A 22,068-nucleotide genomic window follows, 5' to 3' on the forward strand; every position below is an offset into this window, starting at 1 on the left:
TGGAGCCTGCGGAACGACCAGGTGGGGCAGGAGTGGAGCCTGCGGAACGACCAGGTGGTTCAGGCAGGAGTGGAGCCTGCGGAACGACCAGGTAGGCAGGAGTGGAGCCTGCGGAACGACCAGGTGGTTCAGGCAGGAGTGGAGCCTGCGGAACGACCAGGTGGTACTGCGTTCATTGTGCGGGGGCCACGACGTCGATGACTCTGATCAACATGCTCCGGGCCATCGCTCGGGGTTCGGGGTCGACCTCGCCGAGAGCACCGACCACGACGCCGTCGACGACGGCCACGAGCCGTCGTAGTTGCAGTTCGTCGACGATGCGTCCTGAGCGTCGCAGGACGTCGGTGAGCAGGTCGTCGATCTGCGCGCGCAACCGCAACTGCACTTCCCGCAACTCGGGGTGTCGCGCCGAGGCGATGAATCGTTCGTAGCGGGCGATGAGCCGTTCGCGTCCTTCGATCGAGTCGTCTTTCGGCCCGATGAGCAGGTCCACGATCAGTTCGACTGTCGACTCGACGTCTTGATCGAGATTTCCGAGTTCGTCGATCCGTCCCCTCATGACCTCGAGTTCCCGGTTTCCGAGTATCTCCACCGCGCACGCGATGAGGTCGGCGAGCGAGTGGAAGTAGTACGTCGTCGATGCGAGCGGAAGATCGGCGCGGGTTGCGACCGAGCGGTGGCGAACCGCGTCGAATCCGCCCTCTACCAGGAGCTCGGCGGCGGCAGACGCCAATGCGTGTCGTCGACGCTCCCCTTTCGGGGTTGCGCCCGACACCTTGATCGTTGGCCCTGCAGGTGCTTCTGGCATTTGAAAGCCATCGTGCCAGGCCCGCCCTTCTCCGCTGGGGCAAACGGGCCATTCGATCGTGTGCAATCGTGAACTTCATGCAATACAGAACTATCGACCTCCGCTCCGATACGGTGACTCGCCCGGATGCGGCCATGCGGGCTGCGATGGCCGATGCCGAGGTCGGTGACGATGTCCTCGACCACGACCCGACGATGGCGCGATTGGAAGAACGCGTCGCGTCGATGCTCGGATACGAGGCCGCACTGTGGGTCCCGAGCGGTTCGATGGGCAACATCATCGCGCTGATGCTGCACTTGCGACGCGGTGATGCGTTTCTGGCGCCGGAGCATTCTCATGTTCTCGGGTCCGAGCTGGGGACGGCAGCGTGGTTGGCGCAAGGAATGCCGTCGGCGCTGCCACACGACGGTGGGCCCGGGCGTCCGACGCCTGCGACCGTGATGGCGTCGGCAGGCGGACCTGGACCGTATTTCACCATGAACACCACGCTGCTGTGTCTGGAGAACTCCCATAATTTCGCCGGCGGTGCAGTGTTCGGACCCGAGGAATGGAATGCACTGCTGGATGCGGCTCGTAGAGCGGGCTTGCTCGTGCACCTCGACGGGGCCCGTGTCTGGAATGCGGCCGTTGCGCAGGGTGTGCACCCCCGCGAACTGACAGTCGGCGCCGACACCGTCCAGGTGTGCCTGAGCAAGGGCCTCGGCGCGCCTGTCGGGTCGATGCTCGTATCCGATTCGGCCCGCATCACCGAGGCTCGACGCGTCCGCAAGATGCTCGGCGGCGGTGTTCGTCAAGGCGGAATACTTGCAGCGGCAGGGCTGGTGGCGCTGGACAACCTCGCCTCACTCGCCGCCGACCACGACAACGCTCGACTGCTGGCAGAGGGGCTACGCGAACGGGGATGGGACGTGATGGAACCGGACACGAACATCGTGCTCGCGACGTCGGCCGACCCCGTCGGAACCGTCTCCGAGCTTGCCGAGAATGGCATCGGCGCCGTCACCGTTGCGGGCAAAGTCCGATTCGTGACGCATCGCGACGTGTCCGAGGCCGACATCCGCGATGTCCTCTCACGCCTGTCTGCTGTGCGCGCGTAGGGCCGGAGCCAAGCGCGCCAATGCCTCCCTCATGTGCTCGGTCGTACCTGCGAACGAGAATCGAACGGTGTGGTGCCCTGCCTCGGTATCGAAGTCGACGCCGGGGGCAAGTGCCACACCCGTCGTCGCGAGCACGTTCTCGCACCACGCCCGTGAGTCCTGGGTGAGGTGCCCGATGTCGGCGTACGCGTAGAACGCCCCGTCCGCGGGGGCAAGATCGGTGATCCCGCCGGCAGCCAAACCGTCGAGCAGGATTGTGCGGTTGACGGTGTAGCGGCGCACGTGAGCGTCGAGTTCGGTGCGTGATTCCTCGGTGAACGCGGCAATGGCCGCCACCTGTGCGATCGCGGGTGGGCAGACGGTCATGTTCGATGCCAGGCGCTCCACCGCCCGGTGCAAGGTCTGTGGCAACAGCATCCAACCCAGCCGCCAACCCGTCATCGAGAAGTACTTCGACACCGAACCGATCACTACCGATTCCCTCGAGGTCTCCCAGGCACTCGACGTCCGGGCGTCACCGTAGGAGATGCCGTGATAGATCTCGTCGGAGATCAGCAAAGTTCCGTGCTGCTCACACCAGCGTGCGATCGCGGCGAGTTCGTCGGCGTCGATGATCGTGCCGGTCGGGTTCGCGGGACTGGCGATGATCAACCCTGCGGGCGGTTCCGGCAGAGCGTCGAGCATCGCGACCGTCGGCTGAAATCTGGACTCGATCCCGCAGTCCAATTCCACGACACGACATCCGAGCGCGGCGAGAGTATTCCGGTAGGCCGGGTACCCGGGCCGAGCCATGACAACGGTGTCGCCGACGTCGAACGCCGCCAGAAACAGCAACGTGAACGCCCCCGAAGAGCCGGTGGTCACCACGACGTCGTCGGCATGTACCGGGACCCCCGCCTCGTGCGCGTGATGTCGAGCGATGGCTTCGCGCAGCGGCAGGATGCCGAGTGTCTCGGTGTATCCGAGCACATGTGCGTCGAGGGCGTCCCTGGCCGCGCGAAGTACCGGAGCAGGCGCCGAGGTGGACGGTTGTCCGGCGGCCAGGGAGAGTACGTCGCCGTGCGTGCGCGCTCGCACGGCAGCGGCTTTGAATACGTCCATCACGTGGAACGGCTCGATCTTGGATCTGTTCGACTCTGTGCGCACACTTCGAGGCTAGCCCGCGGTGAAAGACTGTACGAATGCCGGAATCGACGACCTGCCCCACCGTGACCGACGTAGCGAATGCCCTCGATGCACTCCGCTCGTCGACTCCGCTGGTGCAATCACTGACCAACGTGGTGTCCGCCAACTTCGTCACCAATGTTCTGCTCGCCGCCGGGGCCAGCAACGCGCACATCGACAATGTCCACGAGGCCGCGGGATTCGCCTCGATCGCTTCCGGAGTTCTCGTCAACCTGGGCACCCCCGACGATGGAACCGCTGCCGCCTTCACGCTGGCAGCGGAGGCTGCCCGTGCCGCAGGCACTCCGTGGGTTCTGGATCCGGTCGGCGTCGGCGGACTGCCGTGGCGGACCGAACTCGCCGCCGGGCTCTTGACGCTCGAACCCACGGCAATTCGCGGGAACGCCTCGGAGATCATCGCGCTTGCGGGGCTCGGTAACTTCGCGCGCGGAGTCGACAGTGCCTCCGATTCCGAGGCCGCGGTTCCAGCAGCAGTGGCGCTGCTCGAGTTCGCGCACGTGGTGTCGGCGTCCGGTCCGGTCGATTACATCGTCGGACGAAACGACGCCGGGCCCGTGGGTGTGAAAGTCGGTGGAGGTAGCCCACTTCTGACCAAGGTCACCGCTACTGGATGTTCGCTCGCGGCGCTCGTAGCCGCGTACCTCAGCGTGTCACCGACACCGTTGATCGGAATGACGTCGGCACACGCACATGTGGCGGTCGCATCGGAACGTGCAGCCGAACAATCATGCGGCCCAGGAACTTTCGCCGTCGCCTATCTCGATGCGCTGGCTTCGGTGACCCCAGACGACATGCGTTCGGCGCTCATCGAACCGTTGGCGCTCTAGCCCTATCCACAGGCACGGCACTTATCCACAGATCTCGTTTCGAACCCCCGACAGTGTCGAAAACGGTGCACCGTTATTTGGCATGGGGGTGTACACACGCATGCAGCTCGAAGAATCGGGTATCGGTCGATCCGGTATCACCCGCCGGATGCGCAGCGGCAGCATGATCCGACTGTTGCCTTGCGTCTATTCGGACCCGGAACCGTCGTATTACGACCTGTGTGTGGCGGCGACGCTATGGCGCGAAGATGCAGTGTTGAGCCACCTCAGCGCCGCGTGGTTGTGGGATCTACTCGACACCGAGCCCACAGTCGTTCATGTGACCCTGTCCAGGGACTCGCGGATCAGTGGGCCGGGTTGGCTGAAGGTGCACCGGCGTTCGGTGTCGCCGGAAGAGCACCGGGGCATGCAGGTCGTATCGGCGGTGCAGTGCTTCGTGGATGTGGCCGCCGCTATGCAGGGTCTACCTTTGGAACGGTTTTTCGACCGGTGCATCTCCTCACGGGTGTCGTGGCGAGAGGTCGCCGAGCACTGTGAGTCCGCCAAAGGGATGGCGGGCATGCGAGAGGTTCGTCGGCAGCTCGAGAAATGTTGTCCAGGAACCTGGTCGGAGCCAGAGCGCCTGGTGGCGCGGGCTGTGTTGGCACGAGGTATTCGGATGGAGATCAACACGGCGTTGGGCCGATACATCGTCGACTTGGCCTGTCGGCCGGCGCGGGTGATCGTCGAAATCGACGGGCGCCAGTTCCACATAGATCCGCGGGCATTCGACAACGACCGCGTACGGCAGAACACGCTGGTGCTGGACGGCTGGTTGGTGCTGAGATTCTCTGCGGCGACGGTGAACCGCGATCTGGATCGAGTTGCCGATCAGATAGCCGCGGTGGTGCGGCGCCGTAGAAAGAGTAGGGGTGCATGAAGCTCCACTATTGTGCGAAATCTACCGAACTCGGGAAGTTTCGCGCAATAGTGGAGCAAAATTCACGGAACTCACAAAGAGATGCGCCCCTCGAGGGCTGCGAGGCCGATATCGGTGCGAAAGTGGCTACCCGGCAACCGGATCGACTCGATCTTCGAATACGCATCAGCTCGGGCCGCGGCGAGATCAGCACCGGAACCCACAACGCTGAGTACCCGGCCACCTGCGGAGACGACCTTGCCCTCGTGCGAGGCGGTACCTGCGTGGAAAACGCCAAGACCCCCGGCACCGGTGATCGCATCTCCGGTGCGCGGACGGCCGGGGTAGTTCTCCGCCGCCAGGACCACGGTTACCGCAGCGCCGTCTTTCCATTGCAAAGGCGCCAAGGAAGCCAGCGTCCCGTTAGCTGTCGCGTTCAACGCCTCACCGAGAGGAGAATCGAGCAATTCGAGAACTGCCTGCGTCTCGGGATCGCCGAAGCGACAGTTGAACTCGACCACTGCGGGGCCGTCGACGCCGATCGCGAGGCCCGCGTACAGCAAGCCGGAGAACGGGCAGCCACGCTTGACCATCTCGGCGGCGACGGGTTGGACGACCTCGGTGACGATCTGGTCCACGACGGCCTGCGGAAGCCATGGAAGCGGGGTGTACGCCCCCATACCACCGGTGTTAGGTCCGGTGTCACCGTCGCCGACGCGCTTGTGGTCTTGCGCCGGCAACAAGGGGACCACCGTCTCGCCGTCGACGAGGCAGAACAGCGACACCTCGGGTCCGTCGAGGAAGGATTCGAGCAACACCGGATGTCCGGTTTCGAGAAGTTCGGCAGCATGATCGCGAGCGACGAGCCGATCGGTGGTGACCACGACGCCCTTGCCTGCCGCGAGCCCATCGTCTTTGACGACCCAGTTGGGTCCGAATCGGCCGAGTGCCGCATCGAGCTTCGCGGGTGAATCGACGATCTCACTGTGCGCTGTTCGGACGCCGGCCGCAGCCATGACGTCTTTGGCGAACGCCTTCGAGCCCTCGATACGAGCAGCTGCTGCAGACGGTCCGAAGGTCGCGATCCCGGCCTCGCGCAATGCGTCGGCGACGCCGAGCACGAGCGGAACTTCCGGGCCGATGACGACCAGGTCCGCTTCGACCTTTCGAGCCAGTTCGGTTACCGCCGCACCCGAGGCGACATCGACGGGGTGTTGCTCGGCGAGCTTCGCCGTTCCCGCATTACCTGGAGCGACCAGCAGCTTGCTGACCTTGGGGTCCTTGCTCAGAGCAAGGAGGAGGGCGTGCTCACGAGCACCGGAACCTATGACGAGTACGCGCACAGTAGACAAGAGTATCGGCTCGACCCGCTCCGAGCGAAAACTCAGTTGCTCAGGTCGTACACCGTCACGCTGTCCACCGTGGTCGGGGTGTAGTTGGCGGCTACCCATTCCGCTATCTCGGACGCAGTGCCGGTGTTACTGCCACCCATGCCGCTACCACCTGCGATGAAGTAGTGGATTTCGCCGTCGGCAACGTACTGCTGGAATTCAGCGAGTGTCGGCGACGGATCGCTGCCGTTGAATCCACCGATCGCCATGACCGGGTCTTCGGTGGCCAGTTGGTAGCCGGCGGCAGTGTTGGAGCCGACTGCTGCCGCGACCCAGGTGTAAGAGTCGGCATCTTCCCCGAGGAGCGAGGTTATGGCCTCTGTCGGCGAGCTGCCCTGGAGCAACCCTCCGGCGCCACCGCCGGTGCTGCCGCCGCCACGTCCATCCGTCGTGCCGCGTCCATCCGAGGCGCCGCCGGGAACTGCCGCCGCACCCGGTGTTGCTGCTGCTTCCGGCGCTTGTCCCGGGCCACCGCCATCGCGCATGCCACCCGTGCCGCGAGCTCCGCCGAAGCCTCCCATGCCACCTGTACTGGGCCCCGCGGAGACGATGGAACCGGTGTGCGGGGTTGCAAGCGTGTCGGCGGTGTAGGAAGTAGGACCTGCCAGTCCTGCGAACATTACTGCGAGAATCGAGGCGACCGCGAGCTTTCCACGTGTCATTGCCGGAATCAGCACCAGCACTGCGCCCAGGATGCCGACGCCGAGGATCGTCCAGCGAAGCCACGGCTGGAATTCTGCGCTGCGGTTTAGCAGGACCCATGCCATCGCCACCGCGGCCAGTGTGGCCACCGCCATTGCGATCCGAACCCAATACCGCTCGCGATGACGCCATGCCAGTACGCTTCCTGCGCCGATCAGCGCAGCGATCGGCGGTGCAAGAGCCACCGTGTAATAAGAGTGGAAAATGCCGGCCATGAAACTGAATGTCAACCCGGTTACCAGCAGCCACAATCCCCATACCGCAAGCGCCGCACGCTTCGGATCGGTTCGATCAACTTTGCCGCGCAGCACAATTCCGACGACAAGAATGATAAGAGCCGACGGGATCAGCCACGCAATCTGGCCTCCCTGGGACGCGTCGAACATGCGGGTGATGCCGGTTTCACCCCACCTGCTGCCGCCTGCCCCGCCGATTCCGGGACCAGCGTTTGCGCCACCCGGAGTCACACTGCCGGTCTCGTTACCGCTCAGGCGACCGAGTCCGTTGTAACCCAAGGTGAGTTCGAGGATCGAATTGTTCTGCGAGCCACCGATCCACGGCCTCGACGACGCAGGCCACAGCTCGACGATCAGGAGCCACCAGCCTGCGGACACGATCGCGGCACCGAGGGCGGCGAACAACTGTAGGAACCGTCGACCGAGCTTCGGTGGGCCTGCAAACAGGTAGAGCAGCGCAATCGGCGGGATCACAAGCATCACTTGCAACTGTTTGGTCAAGAATCCGAAGCCGACGAATATGCCGGTGAGCACGAGCCATCGAGTGCGTCCGTCTTCGACTGCACGCATCGACGCCCACACCGCCGAGATCATCAGTAGTACGAGCAGTGCGTCGGGGTTGTTGAAACGAAACATCAGGGCTGCAACAGGAGTGACCGCCAGCGTCAGACCAGCGAGAAGTCCTGCTGCAGATCCGAATTGCCTTCGAATCGTCGCCCAGAGCAACGCCACGGAACCGACACCGAGCAACGCCTGCGGAATCAGCATCGCCCACGAACTCAGTCCGAACATTCGAACCGACAGCGACATCAGCCACAGTGACATCGGTGGTTTGTCGACGGTGATCGAGTTTGCCGCGTCGGAAGAGCCGAAGAAGAATGCCTTCCACGACACCGACCCTGCCTGTATCGCAGCGGAGTAGAAAGAATTGGCCCAGCCGGACGCACCGAGCCCCCAGATGTAGGCGACGGCAGTACCGACGAGGAGCGCGCCGAGACCGATCCACTCCCAGCGGGGACCTGACTCGGGCATTGGCTCGGCTGATTCCGGTTGTCGTTCGATCAGTGTCGTCATTGAACTGCACCTTCTCTGGTTCGGAAAACCCAACGAAGGGCAACGAATCGACATACCGTTGCGACGAGATTCGCCACCACGAGGACGGCAAGTTCGAGGTGTCGGGATGCTCCTGGCGCCCATGCGTGCAGTAACGCCAGTGCACCACTGGTCATGAGCAGGGCGAAGGCGAAGACGATCAATCCCTGAATCTGATGCTTGCCTGCGCTCTTCGAGCCCCGAATTCCGAACGTGAAGGCTCGATTCGCCGCGGTATTGAACACTGCGGTGATCAGTAGACCGCAGAAGTTCGCGGCCTGCGCTCCGATCGATGGGTGCAGGACCAAGTACAGCAGTGTGTACGCTGCGGTGCTCGACACCCCGATGATGGCGAACCGAACCAGCTGTCCGACCATGCCGCGCGGCACACCTGGCACCAAAGGCTCCCGTCCGAGGCTTGTGCGCAGCTCGGCGATCGGCAGGGCGCCGGAGGCTAGAGCTCTCCCGACCCGCCAGCACCCCTGGAGATCCTTGATCGCAGTATCGACGATGTCGACGCTGCTGTCGGGGTCGTCGACCCAGTCCACCGGAACTTCATGGATACGAAGTCCGACCCTCTCGGCGATGACGAGCAGTTCGGTGTCGAAAAACCAACCGGTGTCCTGAACGAGCGGCAATAGCTCCCGGGCGACGTCCGTCCGGATGGCTTTGAAGCCGCACTGCGCATCCGAGAAGCGTGCGCGCAGCGAGGTACGCAGAATCAGGTTGTAACTGCGTGAGATCATTTCGCGTTTCGCGCCACGCACCACCCGCGAAGATCGGTTGAGTCGAGATCCGATCGCGAGGTCGGAGTGTCCGGACACGAGCGGGGCGATGAGCGGCATCAGCGCATTGAGATCGGTGGAGAGGTCGACGTCCATGTAGGCCACGACGTCGGCTTCGGACGCCGACCACACTGCCTTCAGCGCACGCCCGCGTCCACGGTCGTTCAGGTGGTGGACGCGGACTCCGTCGATGTCACCGGCCAGAAAATGTGCGACGGCGAGGGTGCCGTCCGTGCTGGCGTTGTCGGCGATCGTGATCTGGGCGCGAAAGGGAACGTTCGCATCGAGGTGCTCGTGTAACCGCCGAACGCACTGTTCGAGATCGTCTTCCTCGTTGTACACGGGAATGACCACCTCGAGGGTGGCGGTGGCCGTCGGTTCCGACTCTCGGCGGTGTTCTTCGTTCCGTCCGGCTCGAAGTAGTGGGTTCGCTGTCATGACACCAGGTTCGGGCCTCGACCTGCGACGTCCCTGCCACCGAGCTGGCAATCAGCTGTGATCCGCCTATCCTTGCAACTATGGCATCGGTCTTCAGCAAGATAATCAGTGGCGAGATTCCGGGACGATTCGTGTGGCAAGACGAGGACGTCGTGGCGTTTCTGACTATCGCCCCGGTTACTCCAGGTCATACGCTCGTCGTTCCTCGAGAGGAAATCGACCAGTGGCAGGACGTCGACGGCGCCACCTTCGCCAAGATCACGGCAGTCGCCCAGATCATCGGCACAGCGGTGCGGTCGGCGTTCGATGCACCGAGGGCAGGACTGTTGATTGCCGGGCTAGAGGTTCCGCACTTACACCTGCACGTGTTTCCTGCCTACGACATGGGTAACTTCGACATCTCCGGGGCAGACCCGAACCCGTCACCGCAGTCCCAGGACGAGGCCGCCGAGAAGCTGCGTGCCGCGCTCCGCGAGTCCGGCCACGGCGCCAACGTTCCTACCTGATCGGCCGAGCACAAGCCGTGACCCAGACCGACTCTACCGTCGACCAACGACGGTCCCTCGCGATCGCTGCCCTCGGCACCCTGCTCACCCTTGTCGCGTTCACGTCACCGCTGGCGACGATCAACTCCACCGCTGCCACCCTCGGCAGCGACACCGCCGGTAAGACCTGGATTCTCAGTTCAATGAGCATCGGGCTCAGTGCGGCACTGCTCACCACCGGAACGTTGGCCGACGATTTCGGGAGGCGTCGCACGTTCGTTCTCGGCGCGCTCGTGCTGGCCGTCGCCTCGGTGGTCTGCGCTGTGTCGCCGACTACGTTGATCTTCGTTCTTGCGCGCGTGCTGCAAGGACTGGGCGGCGCCGCCTTGATCGCGTCGAGCCTCGGAATCATTGCGCATACTCACCCGGCAGGCCCACGCCGTGCGCATGCCAGTGGCGTCTGGGGCGCCAGCCTCGGCGCAGGAATCGCCCTCGGCCCACTCCTGGTCGCGACGCTCGATCGGCTGGCAACGTGGCGTGATGCGTATTGGCTCGTCGCGGTCGCCGGCGCACTGCTCGCCGTCGCCGCGCATCGATTCGTGCGGGAGTCGACGTCGGATACCCCTCGTGGACTCGATCCCGCCGGCGCGCTTCTGCTGGCGTTCGGGTTGAGCGCTCTTCTCGCTGCCCTTGTCGAAGGGCGCCAAGGATGGGCGCGTCCACTGCCGTTGAGTCTTTTCGCGGTATCGGCGGTGCTGCTGATCGTGTTCGTCGTCGTCGAATACCGAAGTCGCGCGGCAATGCTCGATCTGAACCTGTTCACCCAACCGGTGTTCGTCGCAGCTACTGTCGCGGCAGTCGTCACCGGTGCGGGGATCATCGCGCTGATGTCGTTCATGTCCGGATTTCTCGGTAACGCCTACAACATCGATGCCTTGGGCGCGGCACTGTTGCTCTTCGCCTGGTCTGCTACTTCCGTCGCGACAGCTCTTCTCGCACGCCATATCCCAGCCCGCGTCACCGGCAGTGTGCAACTGGCAGCAGGTTTGATCGGAGTTGCGATCGGACAACTCGCACTGCTCGGTCTCTCGGTCGACTCGACCTGGCTTCGGCTTCTCCCGGGCCTGCTGTTCGCAGGTGTCGCGAGCGGAGTACTGAACGCAGCACTCGGACGTGAAGCCGTCGCGAGCGTCCCGGCCGGACGTGCTGGGATGGGCAGCGGCGCGAACAACACTGCCCGCTATGTCGGATCTGCGGTAGGTGTGACCGTGGTTGCCGTGTTGGCGGTGCCGCGAGGAACGAGTTCTCCTGCCGCGCTGGTCGAAGGCTGGAACTCCGCAGTCCTGTTCACCTCCGCGGTATCGGTAGCCGGCGCACTGGTCGTGCTGCTCTGCAGGGGAAAGAAGAAGTAGCGCGGCCCTACCCGTCGATGCGCGGTAGTTCGACGCGGAAGGTCGCGCCCTGGCCCGGCGCGCTGTCGACGGTCACGGTCCCGCCGTGTGCCCTGACCAATGCGGCAACGATCGACAACCCGAGTCCGCTGCCACCGCTTTCGCGAGTGCGCGAGGAATCGGCGCGGTAGAACCGCTCGAAGACGTGCGCGGATTCTTCAGCCGACAGGCCAGGGCCGGTGTCGCGTACTTCCAGTAGCGCTGTCGTGTCGGTGGTTCCGACACAGACCGTGATCTCGGCTTGCGTGGGGGTGTGCCGGATCGCATTGCCCATCAGGTTTCCCACCACTTGACGCAACCGTGCGTCGTCTCCGCTTACCTCTGGGATACCCGTGCCAGGAAGCATTTTCAGGGAAATTGCGCGGTCGGGAGATACTGCTTTGGCATCGAGGACTGCGTCGGTCGCCACGGACAGCAGATCGACGGTGTTCATCTCGAGGGGCCGCTGAGCATCCAACCGCGCCAACATCAGCAGATCCTCGACGAGCAGGCCCATCCTGGCCGCTTCACCTTCGATCCGTTTCATCAGCAGCGTGATATCGCTCATCGCGCCTTGGCGGTAGAGCTCGGCGAATCCTCTGATCGTCGTCAACGGCGTTCGCAACTCATGGCTCGCGTCGGCGACGAAGCGTCGCATCTTGTCCTCCGACGCGCGTGCCGCCTCCTCCGATGCTGCACTGGCCGCGAAAGCACGCTGGATTTGTGTCAGCATTCCGTTCAGGGCCGCCGACAGTTTGCCGATCTCGGTGCGCTCACTGCGTTCGGGAACACGCTGGTGCAGGTCACCGGCCGCGATCGCGGCGGCAGTCTCCTCGACCTCGACGAGCGGCCGCAGACTGCGGCGAACGACGAAGTATGCGACGACGGCAAGTACTGCGAGAACGACTGCGCCGATGATCGTTTGGAGCACTATCAATCTGTCGACGGTCGTTTCGACCGCGATGAGCGGCTGCGCGACCAGAGTCGAACCGTTCTGATTGCTGATCGTCAGCACACGCCATTCGGTGCCGCCGCCGCCTTTCGACCGCACGGTAACCGGCGTTCCGATCGGGACACCGTCGGTGTCGGGAACGCCGATGTCTGCATCCGGCGTCAACACGAATCGCGACTGCCCCGCAGAGTCGGTCACATCGACGTAGAAGTCGCTCGGCGGTCGACCTTTCGACGACGACGGCGGCGGGCCGTCGAGCCCCCGTGGTTCGGCCCAGGTGCGGGACGCCTCGATGAGAGATTGATCGACACGTCGGACCAGCGAAGTCTCGAGTGTCGACGTCACCGCGATTCCCGACGCCAGAAGGCCTGCGGCGACGAGTAACAGCAGCGCCGCCACCAGGGTGAATCGCAGTGGAATGTTGCGAAGTCTCACCGAGGCTGCCGCATGACGTACCCGACGCCCCGGAGGGTGTGAATGAGGGGCTGGTCTCCGGTGTCGACTTTGCGACGTAAATAGGACACGTACGATTCGACGACACCGACCTCGCCGCCGAAGTCGTAGTGCCACACGTGATCGAGGATCCGCGGCTTGCTGAGCACCGTGCCCGCATTGATCATGAAGTAACGCAGGAGTGTGAACTCGGTGGGTGAGAGCGAAACCGGTTCGCCCGCCTTCCACACTTCGTGCGTGTCGTCGTCGAGTTCGATGTCCGCGAAAGAGATTCGCGACGGTGCTGTCTCTTCCGTCTTTCCCGACCGCCGAAGTATGACGCGTAGGCGAGCAACGACCTCTTCGAGGCTGAACGGCTTGGTGACGTAGTCGTCGGCACCGAGCGTCAGTCCAGTCACCTTGTCCTCGACGGAATCCCGGGCCGTGAGAAACAGCGCTGGCGCGTCGACGCCGTCTGCCCGTAGTCGGCGAAGGAGTCCGAAGCCGTCCATTCCCGGCATCATGACGTCCAGGATCACCGCTTCGGGGCGAAAGGTTTTCGCCTTGTCCAGACCTTCCGGACCCGAAGCGGCAGTCTGGACGTCGAAGCCCTGGAATCGAAGACTGACCGACAACAGTTCCCGAATCGTCGGTTCGTCGTCGACAACCAGTACGCGTGCTTGCGGTGGATGGCTCACATCCACCATCATGAACCGGAAGCCTGCGCGCGTGCTGGACGTTCGCTGTGATGTTCCTGTGAACACGCACGTTGCGGTACCGTCGTGCCAGTCTCTTCATGACTAGCGGACGAGCGCACCGTACCCGGCCTGCGACAAGACGGTGCATGGGAGTGTTGTACGCATGGCTTGGTTGATTTTGGTCGTTTCCGGCGCCTTCGAAGCGGTTTGGGCAACGGCCCTCGGCAAGTCCGACGGATTTTCCAAACCGATTCCGACGATCGTGTTCGCCGTCGCTCTCGTGATCAGCATGGGCGGTCTCGCACTCGCGATGCGCACGTTGCCGACGGGCACCGCCTACGCGGTCTGGGTCGCGATCGGCGCCGCGCTCACCGTGACCTATGCAATGATCACCGGCGACGAGGCCGCGTCGTGGATCAAGGTTGCACTGTTGATGGGCATCGTCGGCTGCGTGGTCGGCTTGAAGGTCCTTCCATGATGTCTCCAGCGGTTACAGTAAAACCATGAACTGGGTGTCGGCGATCACATTCCCTGCGCGTGCCGGGATCGCGATGACGGAAACTGCGCTGCAAGTGACCAGCACGGTCCTCTCCACCACGCGATTCGTCTTGGAATCCGGCGCCGTCAACCCGATGAACCTCGCGGCGGTAGCCAATCCTCGCGGCGGCACCATGCAGTTGCTCACACAACTCGGTCAGCTGACTTCGGACGACCGTGCCTTCGGTAACGCCCTCCGCGAAGGTGGGCCGCTGGACAGGCTCCTCGCGCCCGGTGGCGTAGTCGATCGGTTGACATCGGAGGAAGGCACGCTGGAACGGCTGTTGGCCGACGGCGGCCCGGTCGATCGAGTGACGGCAACCGGGGGGCCTCTCGATCGACTACTTGCCGAAGACGGTCCGCTCGAACGACTACTGGCCGAGGGGGGTCTGCTGGATCGGATCACCGCCGTCGAAGGTCCGCTCGAGCGGCTCACCGCGACCGATGGTCCCCTCGAATTGCTGACGAGGGAGGGCGGAATCATCGAGCGGGCACTCGAGGAAGGCGGCCTGCTCGAACAACTACTCTCCGAGGGCGGTGCCATCGAACGACTGACCGCCAAGGGCGGTCCCCTCGATCAACTCGTCACCCTGTCCGAGACATTGTCTTCGCTGGCCCCGAACCTGGAACGGATGGGTGTCAGTGTCGACATCCTGCAGGATTCGGTCGAGATACTTTCCGCCGCAGTAAATCCGCTGGGTGAACTGGTCGGACGGCTCCCCAATCGCTGGCTCAAAGGCAAACAGCCTGTGTCCGAGCTTCAGTGAAGGTGTCGATCGAAAAAGTCGAACACCCGAGCAAAGGCGTCTTCGGCCTGCTCATCTTTGAATCCTAGGCCGCTGATGCGGCGTAGAACCGCAGCCGTCGTGTTGCCGGGGAGTGCGTTCGCGAAACTGTGGCCTGCACCCGGGTACGTCTTGACGTCGTGCGGAATCCCTTTGTCGGACAGTGCTTTTTCGAGTTTCTTGCCGGCACCGATCAAGCTCGGATCGTTCTTTCCGTACGAAGCGACGATCGGGCATGCGCCGCCGAGCGCTTTCTCCATGTCTTTCGGCGAGACGCCGTAGAACGGCGCGCTCGCCCCGAACCCTTTCGGCGACAACAGTAGAGCGAATCCACCGCCCATGCAGAACCCGACTATCCCGACGCTGTCGGTCGCATCCTCACGCGCGAGCAGATACTCCCGAGCCCCCAGCAGATCGTCCACGGCGACGCCGCTCTGCCCGAGAAGCGCACGGAAAACCCCGACGACGCACTTGCGCATTCCGCCCCGGCTGTACAAGTCGGGAGCCATCGCAAGGTAGCCCTTATCGGCGAACCGGCGCGCGATTACCCTGGTGTCCTCGTTCAGTCCGAATGCGTCGTGCACGATCACGACACCGGGCCACGGCCCTTTCCCAGCGGGCATTTCCAGTACAGCGGCAATCGGGCCTGCGGGGGTGTCGACCTGGATGTCAGCCATCACCGAAGATTAACCCACCGACCGCAGGCCCCGCGCGATCACGAGACGCTGAATCTGGTTGGTGCCCTCGAATATCTGCGTGATCTTTGCATCCCGCATGTACCGCTCGACCCGGAAGTCGCGGGTATATCCGTATCCACCGAACACCTGGACGGCGTCGGTGGTCACCTTCATCGCGGCATCGGTGGCGATGAGCTTGGCGACGGATGCGCTTCGCGAATAGTCGAGCCCGCTGTCGCGGCGTCGGGCGGCGTCGATATACGTAGCGCGGGCAGAGTCGACGGCGGCTGCCATGTCGGCCAGCAGGAATCCGAGCCCTTGATGGTCGACGATCTTCTTGCCGAACGTCGTGCGTTCGTTCGCGTAGGCCACCGCGTCGTCGAGGGCCGCTTGGGCGATTCCGACGGCGACCGCGGCAATCCCGAGGCGGCCGGAATCGAGGGCACTGAAGGCGATCTGCAGGCCCTGCCCCTCGGTACCGATACGTCGCTCGCCTGGAATGTAGGCGCTGTCGTAGTGCGCCGAGGTCGTCGGTACCGAGTGCAGTCCCATCTTCTCCTCGGGTTTGCCGAAGGTGAGCCCGTCGAGGTTCTTGGGCACCAGAAAGCAGGAGATGCCCTTCGATCCCTCTCCGGTGCGCGCGAAGAGGTTGTAGAAGTCGGCGATGCCGCCGTGGGTGATCCACGCTTTCGCGCCCGTGACGGAGTATCCGTCACCTGATGGCACCGCCTTGCAGGTCAAGGCTGCGGCGTCGGAGCCGGCCTGCGGCTCGGACAGGGAGTAGGCGCCGATCTGCGAGCCGCCGAGCATCTCCGGCAACCAGCGTTGCTTCTGCTCTTCGGTTCCGAATGCCAGTAGCGGCGAGCAGGCGAGGCTGTGCACGCTGACGGCTACGGCGACCGCTGCCCATCGCGAAGCCAACTCTTCGAGGACCTGGAGGTAGACCTCGTACGGCTGCGCTCCGCCACCCCACTCCTCAGGGAACGGCAGGCTGAGCAAGCCTGCCTCACCGAGCTGAGCGAACACGCCGTCCGGATACGTCTCCGCTTTTTCGTGTGCGTCGACTATCGGGTCGAGCACTTTGTCCGCGACGTCACGGGTGAGCTGGATGAGATCTTTGGCTTCCTCGGTGGGCAGCAGGCGATCGACGGGCACTGGGCACTCCTCACGAAACCACGGACAGTACTGCAATGAAGCTCACGGTACTGCATACCGTACTGTGACGTCGACTGCAGTACTATTTTGCGATATGACCGCAGCTCACGCGACTGCACGGCGCGCCCAGCTCTTCGACCAACTGGTCGCGTTGTTCCTCGACGAAGGATTCGCGCACCTGACGCTCGAGGACATCGCGGCACGCCTGCGATGCAGTAAATCGACGTTGTACACGTTGGCTGGGAGCAAGGGTGAGCTCGTGCGGACCGCGACCGTTCACTTCTTCCGTGGCGCGACCGACCGTGTCGAGGCATCCATCGCTACCGTCGACGGGACCGGCGCGCGACTGACCGAGTATCTGTCGGCGGTCGGCATCGCACTGCAACCCGCGTCGGCGCAGTTCATGGACGATCTCGCAGCGTTCCCCCCTGCCCGCGAGGTCTACGAGCAGAACACCGCTATTGCCGCCGAACGCGTGCAGCAACTGATCGACGAAGGAACTTCGGCCGGGGACGTCCGCGGAGTCCACGCCGCGTTCGTCGCCGATGTGGCTGCGACGACGATGGCTCGAATCCAGAGCCGCGAGGTGGCCGGGCGTACCGGGCTCGAAGACTCGCAGGCCTACGCCGAACTGGCCGCGCTGCTCACGACGGGCATCACCTGATCAATCGCGCCGCGGCAGAAGCCGGAGCTGAATCTCCATCAGCATCCGCTCGTCCGGATCGGAAAGGTCGGCTCCGAGAATCTGCTCGACGCGAGCGATCCGGTACCGCAGCGTGTTCGGGTGCACACCCAGTTCCGCTGCAGCACTCCGAATCTCGCCGAAGTGGGAAAGATAGGCTGCCAAACTCGACACCATCGCCGAAGAGTGCTTCGCGTCGTACCTTCTGAGCGTCTCCATGCGCGAATCGAGCAGTTGCGGGTGATGGGAGACGAGTTCGATGATTTCGCCGAGCAGAACGGACGTACGAGACTCGGCAAGTGAGGTCACTCGATGTTCGCCCATGGTGCGGTCGAGCACCCTATCGACTTCGAATCGACCTGCCGGTACGTCGGCGAGTGACGCGACGGGAACGGTCAGTGCCGCACGCAGCGCGACGCCGGTCCGCTCTTCGATCCGAACGATCACTTCCCGCGTCCAGGATTCCACGGCCTTCACCGAGGTGATCGCCGGGAACAGTACGTAGATACGGTCACCGATTTTCGTCGCCAAGGAGAGGCGATGAAAGGCACTGGCATGCAACCGAACCGCGGGCGCAACCTCGCCGATCGGGCGGCTGTCGACCGCGGCGAATCCGATCGTCGCGGCCGGCCCCGACGTCGGAATCGACAGTGCCGCAGCAAGCGACGGGATGTCGACGCCTCCCCCTCGCGCGCCGAGCAATCGCTGAATCTGCACGGCCTCGTTGCTCGGCGCATCCAGAATGCGTGTGATCAACCGCGCCGCGACGGCAGCGGCACCGGTCAGGACGCCATCCGCGTCCTCGGATATGGGTCGATTGCCTTCTTGAATCCAGATCGAGCCCAGGTTGGCGATGGTGCCGGACGCGTCGGGAATCGATCTGATCCCCACGACGAGTCGACGCCGAATGCCGAGGTCGGGGGCGGCGGGCACTTCGAGAACGTCGTCGCTGGTTCTGATGCGTTCGAATACGCCCCAGTCGGTGAGGGTGCGCAGGTAGTCGGCCGGGCCTTCGCGACCGAGAATGGACAGTGTTCGGAGTTCGTCGGCCGCGCTCTCCGACGCCGAGTACGCCAGCACGTGCGATCGCTCGTCCTCGATACTCACCATTCCCTTGGTCAGGGATGCGACAGTGCGCGCGAGACCGTAAAGGTCGGTGTCGGCACCGAAACGTCCTTCGTCGACATCATCGGTGTCGAGGCGCCGAAGCGAATGATCGAGCACTCCACGAACGATCGACAGCAACCGTTCCCAGTTCGTCTGCGGGTGGACGGCGATCAGCGCGATCCCGCACTGCCGCGCCGCGTGTTGGATCGGCACCGAATCGCCGACGCCCTTGGCCATCACTGCCCGTGGCCGCGTGTGCGGCCGCGCCAACTCCAGATCGTCGAACCATGCCAGAAGTCCGGATTCGGAGGCACCGACCACCAGGGCCAGGTCGGCGACCGCGTTGTCGGACAGGTCGCTGCCGTCGAGCAACGCTACCGAGCGGATGTCGGTGTGTCCCCCGGCCGGGTTCACGACGAGTTCGACGAACGAACCGGGCAAGGCGCAGAGCAGCGTTGCCAGCTCGATTCTGGAATCTTCGTCCATCTGGACAAGTAGAGCACACAGCTCTCGTCCGATCAGCCGAATACATTCGGCTGTCTTCGGGCTTGGATTGGTCCCATGGACGCCGTCACTTCGGTACCCGTTCCGATCAACGAACCGGTCAATACCTATGCCCCCGGCAACCCTGAGCGCGCTCGCCTGCGCGCTCGATTGGACGAACTTTCCTCGAATCCGACCCACCTTCACCAGGTCATCGGAGGCGTACATCGCTCCGGCACCGGACCCGAACAGCACGTCGTGCAACCCCACCGGCACTCGTCCGTCATCGGCAGGTTCACCAGCGCCACACACCAGGACGTCCGCGACGCCATCGACGCAGCCCTCGCGGCCGCACCGGCATGGCGTGATCGCTCGTTCGACGATCGGGCTGCAGTGTTCCTGCGGGCCGCGGACCTCCTTGCCGGCCCCTGGCGTGAAACGGTCGCGGCCGCAACGATGTTGGGCCAGTCGAAGTCCGTCTACCAGGCCGAGATCGACGCGCCGTGCGAGCTGATCGACTTCTGGAGATTCAACGTCTCCCTCGCGCGGCACGTTCTGGCGGACCAGCCGGTGAGTTCCCCGGGAGTGTGGAATCGGGTGGACTATCGCCCGCTCGAAGGGTTCGTGTACGCCATCACCCCGTTCAACTTCACGGCGATCGCCGGCAATCTGCCCACGGCGCCCGCACTGATGGGCAACACCGTGCTGTGGAAGCCGTCGCCGACTCAGTCCGTCGCCGCATATCTGACTCTGCAACTACTCGAAGCGGCAGGACTTCCGCCCGGAGTGATCAACCTGGTGCTCGGGGACGGTCCACTCGTATCCGAGCACGCATTGAGCGACCCCCGGCTGGCAGGGATCCACTTCACCGGTTCGACGGCGACGTTTCAGCATCTCTGGCGTGAGGTGGGAAACAACATCACCCGGTACAACTCTTATCCGAGGCTGGTCGGTGAAACGGGGGGCAAGGACTTCGTTCTCGCACACAGTTCAGCCGATCCCGACGTCCTCACCACTGCGCTGATCCGTGGAGCGTTCGACTACCAGGGACAAAAGTGCTCCGCCGCATCACGGGCTTTCGTACCGAGGTCCCTCTGGAACCGGATGGGAGATCCGTTCGTCGAACAGGTGTCGCAATTGAAATTCGGCGATGTGAGCGACCTGTCCAATTTCGGTGGCGCAGTCATCGACCAGCAGGCCTTCGACCGCAACGCCGCCGCGCTCGATCGCGCCAAGTCCACGCCGGGCCTCACCATCGCGACAGGTGGAACGTGTGACGACTCCGAAGGTTACTTCGTCTCTCCCACAGTTCTTCTCGGCGAAGACCCAACGGACGAGGCGTTCGCCACCGAGTACTTCGGTCCGATCCTGACAGTGCACGTGTACGAGGATTCTGCGCCGAATTCGTACCAGGACATCCTGAGCCAGGTCGACTCCGGATCGAAGTACGCACTCACTGGTGCAGTCGTTGCGAATGATCGGACGGCCATCGAGCAGGCACACTCGGCGTTGAGATTCGCAGCAGGCAATTTCTATGTGAACGACAAGCCGTCCGGCGCCGTCGTCGGTCAGCAGCCGTTCGGTGGAGCGCGAGCGTCCGGGACGAACGACAAGGCCGGGTCTGCGCAGAACCTGCTGCGCTGGGCCTCCGCGCGCACGGTCAAGGAGACATTTGTTCCGCCGACCGATCACCACTATCCCCACCAGGCCGGGGAGGGTCTCGCGTGAGTGCGGTAGTGGCCAATCCCCTCCGACCTGCTCTTCTTGCCGCGGCACGATCCGCGAGGCTCGAGGCGACGGTGAACCGGTTTCCGTTGACCAGAAAACTGGTGGACCGCTTCGTAGCAGGGGAATCGGAGTCCGACGCGATGGCGGCAGTGCGTTCGTTGTTGAATTCCGGCCGGAAGGTCAGTGTCGATCACCTCGGGGAGGACACCACCGACGCAGCAACGGCGAAGGCAACAGTCGATGCTTATCTTTCTTTGCTGCAGTCTTGTTCGACCCTACGACCCGAACAACACCACGCCATCGAAGTATCGGTGAAACTGTCGGCGTTAGGGCAAGGTATCGATCGTTCGCTCGCACTCGAAGGCGCACGCACCATCTGTTCCGCCGCCGCTCGGTCAGGGGCCTGGGTGACAGTGGATGCGGAGAACCACACGACGACGGATGCGACGCTGTCCATCGTCAGGGAACTGCGTCAGGAGTTTCCCGACGTCGGCACCGTACTGCAGGCCTATCTCATGCGCACCGAGAACGATTGCCGCGAGTTCGCCGGCCCTCACTCTCGGATTCGATTGTGCAAGGGCGCATACGACGAACCCTCGACGGTCGCCTACCGCCGCCCCGGCGACGTCGCCGAGTCGTATGTGCGATGTCTCCGAATCCTCATGAATGGCGACGGCTACCCGATGGTGGCGTCCCACGACCCCGAGATGATCGACGCTGCAGCACGATTCGCCCAGTCTTCCGGCCGAACAAAGGAAAACTACGAGTACCAGATGCTGTTCGGAATCCGCGAGGCAGAACAGCTCCGCCTGACAGGCGAAGGGAAGAACCTTCGGGTCTATGTTCCCTACGGCAATCAGTGGTACGGCTACTTCATGCGCCGCTTGGCCGAGCGGCCTGCGAACGTCATGTTCTTCTTTCGCTCACTGCTCGCGCGCAAGTAGGGCCGCTCGTTCGCGTATTTCCTGCACGGCGGACCGGATGAGATCGGAATCGGAACCGTCCGCCCTCGAACCGATTTCGAGCTCGATGACGTCGCGCAACACTCGTGCGGGCAAGCTCTGCACGAGCTGCGGACGCACGGGGAGTACGCCCACCACGAAAATCTGCTCGACGGTCTTCGTGTCGTACATCTCGGCGACGATCTCGGCGACGGTCTTCTCACCTGCGCGGTGTCGTGGCGGAGTTCCGGACTCGACCGTAACCGAACTCGTCGCGACGCCCCGGGCATCGAAGGTGTCGATATCGGCGCCGCGTCGGTCCACCGATACGACGACATAAGGTCCGGCGTCCTCGAGCGGATCGGATTCGGTGTCCACTCTCGGCACACCGACGAACCGGGCCTCGGTCGGCTCGGCCCCCGGCTCCAAGTCGGACGCGTCCCGCGCGGCCTCGACAGGCGCCCCTGAGGACACCGCATCGTCCACCGAATATGACTGCATATGCTCGCGCTCACTG

The 22,068-nt window shown here is 63.8% G+C and carries 21 protein-coding genes and 1 riboswitch; of the genes, 10 read left to right on the plus strand and 11 right to left on the minus strand.

Annotated features, from left to right (window positions below; translation table 11 throughout):
- Nucleotides 1–172: 172 nt before the first annotated feature.
- A complete protein-coding gene (locus O1W68_RS02285; protein WP_269301265.1) occupies nucleotides 173–808 on the minus strand; it encodes a TetR/AcrR family transcriptional regulator in 636 nt (211 codons plus the stop codon).
- A gap of 77 nt (nucleotides 809–885) precedes the next feature.
- On the opposite strand from O1W68_RS02285, the gene O1W68_RS02290 reads away from it, so the two are divergent.
- A complete protein-coding gene (locus O1W68_RS02290; protein WP_269301266.1) occupies nucleotides 886–1,905 on the plus strand; it encodes a threonine aldolase family protein in 1,020 nt (339 codons plus the stop codon).
- Here O1W68_RS02290 and O1W68_RS02295 read toward each other — a convergent pair.
- Entirely contained in the window at nucleotides 1,879–3,006 is a 1,128-nt protein-coding gene (locus O1W68_RS02295) for an aminotransferase class I/II-fold pyridoxal phosphate-dependent enzyme (protein ID WP_269301764.1), read from the minus strand. The two genes, O1W68_RS02290 and O1W68_RS02295, sit on opposite strands and share 27 nt — an antisense overlap.
- 80 nt (nucleotides 3,007–3,086) lie before the next feature.
- Here O1W68_RS02295 and thiM point away from each other — a divergent pair, with 80 nt between their 5' ends.
- Entirely contained in the window at nucleotides 3,087–3,917 is an 831-nt protein-coding gene (thiM, locus tag O1W68_RS02300; RefSeq protein WP_269301267.1) for a hydroxyethylthiazole kinase, read from the plus strand.
- Nucleotides 3,918–3,999: 82 nt separating this feature from the next.
- Nucleotides 4,000–4,836 carry a DUF559 domain-containing protein gene (locus O1W68_RS02305; protein ID WP_269301268.1) on the plus strand — a complete coding sequence of 279 codons (837 nt, stop codon included), beginning with the start codon at nucleotides 4,000–4,002 and terminating at the stop codon, nucleotides 4,834–4,836.
- A gap of 71 nt (nucleotides 4,837–4,907) precedes the next feature.
- On the opposite strand, the gene purD is transcribed toward O1W68_RS02305, so the two are convergent.
- The 3 genes from purD to O1W68_RS02320 are packed head-to-tail and all read right to left on the minus strand — an operon-like array spanning nucleotide 4,908 to nucleotide 9,459.
- A complete protein-coding gene (purD, locus tag O1W68_RS02310; protein WP_269301269.1) occupies nucleotides 4,908–6,158 on the minus strand; it encodes a phosphoribosylamine--glycine ligase in 1,251 nt (416 codons plus the stop codon).
- Nucleotides 6,159–6,199: 41 nt separating this feature from the next.
- Complete coding sequence (locus O1W68_RS02315) at nucleotides 6,200–8,218, minus strand: glycosyltransferase family 39 protein (protein WP_269301270.1); 2,019 nt, start codon at nucleotides 8,216–8,218, stop codon at nucleotides 6,200–6,202.
- Nucleotides 8,215–9,459 carry a bifunctional glycosyltransferase family 2/GtrA family protein gene (locus O1W68_RS02320; RefSeq protein ID WP_269301271.1) on the minus strand — a complete coding sequence of 415 codons (1,245 nt, stop codon included), beginning with the start codon at nucleotides 9,457–9,459 and terminating at the stop codon, nucleotides 8,215–8,217. The genes O1W68_RS02315 and O1W68_RS02320 overlap by 4 nt, the downstream gene beginning before the upstream one ends.
- 80 nt (nucleotides 9,460–9,539) lie before the next feature.
- On the opposite strand from O1W68_RS02320, the gene O1W68_RS02325 reads away from it, so the two are divergent.
- The gene (locus O1W68_RS02325) at nucleotides 9,540–9,965 is read left to right on the plus strand and encodes an HIT family protein (protein WP_269301272.1); all 426 of its coding nucleotides are present in this window, start codon (nucleotides 9,540–9,542) and stop codon (nucleotides 9,963–9,965) included.
- Between the two features lie 17 nt (nucleotides 9,966–9,982).
- A complete protein-coding gene (locus O1W68_RS02330; RefSeq protein WP_269301273.1) occupies nucleotides 9,983–11,356 on the plus strand; it encodes an MFS transporter in 1,374 nt (457 codons plus the stop codon).
- A gap of 7 nt (nucleotides 11,357–11,363) precedes the next feature.
- Here O1W68_RS02330 and O1W68_RS02335 read toward each other — a convergent pair whose 3' ends face one another.
- A complete protein-coding gene (locus tag O1W68_RS02335) occupies nucleotides 11,364–12,746 on the minus strand; it encodes a HAMP domain-containing sensor histidine kinase (RefSeq protein ID WP_269301765.1) in 1,383 nt (460 codons plus the stop codon).
- Nucleotides 12,747–12,757: 11 nt separating this feature from the next.
- Nucleotides 12,758–13,465, minus strand: a complete 708-nt coding sequence (locus O1W68_RS02340) for a response regulator transcription factor (protein ID WP_442972277.1) — start codon at nucleotides 13,463–13,465, stop codon at nucleotides 12,758–12,760.
- A 76-nt stretch (nucleotides 13,466–13,541) separates the two neighbouring features.
- Nucleotides 13,542–13,605: riboswitch (guanidine-III (ykkC-III) riboswitch) on the plus strand.
- A gap of 14 nt (nucleotides 13,606–13,619) precedes the next feature.
- Between O1W68_RS02340 and O1W68_RS02345 the strand changes: the two genes are divergently transcribed.
- Both O1W68_RS02345 and O1W68_RS02350 read left to right on the plus strand, forming a co-directional pair.
- The gene (locus O1W68_RS02345) at nucleotides 13,620–13,934 is read left to right on the plus strand and encodes a DMT family transporter (protein WP_269301274.1); all 315 of its coding nucleotides are present in this window, start codon (nucleotides 13,620–13,622) and stop codon (nucleotides 13,932–13,934) included.
- A 25-nt stretch (nucleotides 13,935–13,959) separates the two neighbouring features.
- Entirely contained in the window at nucleotides 13,960–14,760 is an 801-nt protein-coding gene (locus tag O1W68_RS02350) for an ABC transporter (protein ID WP_269301275.1), read from the plus strand.
- On the opposite strand, the gene O1W68_RS02355 is transcribed toward O1W68_RS02350, so the two are convergent.
- Together O1W68_RS02355 and O1W68_RS02360 are read right to left on the minus strand one after the other, a co-directional pair.
- The gene (locus O1W68_RS02355) at nucleotides 14,754–15,455 is read right to left on the minus strand and encodes a dienelactone hydrolase family protein (RefSeq protein WP_269301276.1); all 702 of its coding nucleotides are present in this window, start codon (nucleotides 15,453–15,455) and stop codon (nucleotides 14,754–14,756) included. The genes O1W68_RS02350 and O1W68_RS02355 overlap by 7 nt on opposite strands.
- A gap of 9 nt (nucleotides 15,456–15,464) precedes the next feature.
- Nucleotides 15,465–16,610 carry an acyl-CoA dehydrogenase family protein gene (locus tag O1W68_RS02360; protein WP_269301277.1) on the minus strand — a complete coding sequence of 382 codons (1,146 nt, stop codon included), beginning with the start codon at nucleotides 16,608–16,610 and terminating at the stop codon, nucleotides 15,465–15,467.
- A gap of 94 nt (nucleotides 16,611–16,704) precedes the next feature.
- Here O1W68_RS02360 and O1W68_RS02365 point away from each other — a divergent pair, with 94 nt between their 5' ends.
- Nucleotides 16,705–17,274 (plus strand): TetR/AcrR family transcriptional regulator, encoded by a 570-nt coding sequence (locus tag O1W68_RS02365; protein ID WP_269301278.1) that lies wholly within the window; start codon nucleotides 16,705–16,707, stop codon nucleotides 17,272–17,274.
- On the opposite strand, the gene O1W68_RS02370 is transcribed toward O1W68_RS02365, so the two are convergent.
- A complete protein-coding gene (locus O1W68_RS02370; RefSeq protein WP_269301279.1) occupies nucleotides 17,275–18,885 on the minus strand; it encodes a PucR family transcriptional regulator in 1,611 nt (536 codons plus the stop codon). It lies immediately after the preceding gene.
- Between the two features lie 75 nt (nucleotides 18,886–18,960).
- Here O1W68_RS02370 and pruA point away from each other — a divergent pair, with 75 nt between their 5' ends.
- Together pruA and O1W68_RS02380 are read left to right on the plus strand one after the other, a co-directional pair.
- Nucleotides 18,961–20,610 (plus strand): L-glutamate gamma-semialdehyde dehydrogenase, encoded by a 1,650-nt coding sequence (pruA, locus tag O1W68_RS02375; RefSeq protein WP_269301280.1) that lies wholly within the window; start codon nucleotides 18,961–18,963, stop codon nucleotides 20,608–20,610.
- The gene (locus O1W68_RS02380) at nucleotides 20,607–21,554 is read left to right on the plus strand and encodes a proline dehydrogenase family protein (protein ID WP_269301281.1); all 948 of its coding nucleotides are present in this window, start codon (nucleotides 20,607–20,609) and stop codon (nucleotides 21,552–21,554) included. The genes pruA and O1W68_RS02380 overlap by 4 nt, the downstream gene beginning before the upstream one ends.
- Here the strand turns inward: O1W68_RS02380 and O1W68_RS02385 are convergent.
- On the minus strand, nucleotides 21,534–22,052 hold the full coding sequence (locus O1W68_RS02385; protein WP_269301282.1) for a baeRF2 domain-containing protein: 519 nt from the start codon (nucleotides 22,050–22,052) through the stop codon (nucleotides 21,534–21,536). The genes O1W68_RS02380 and O1W68_RS02385 overlap by 21 nt on opposite strands.
- Nucleotides 22,053–22,068: the final 16 nt, after the last annotated feature.

This window comes from Rhodococcus sp. H36-A4 (genome assembly GCF_027158005.1).
Lineage (GTDB): Bacteria > Actinomycetota > Actinomycetes > Mycobacteriales > Mycobacteriaceae > Rhodococcoides.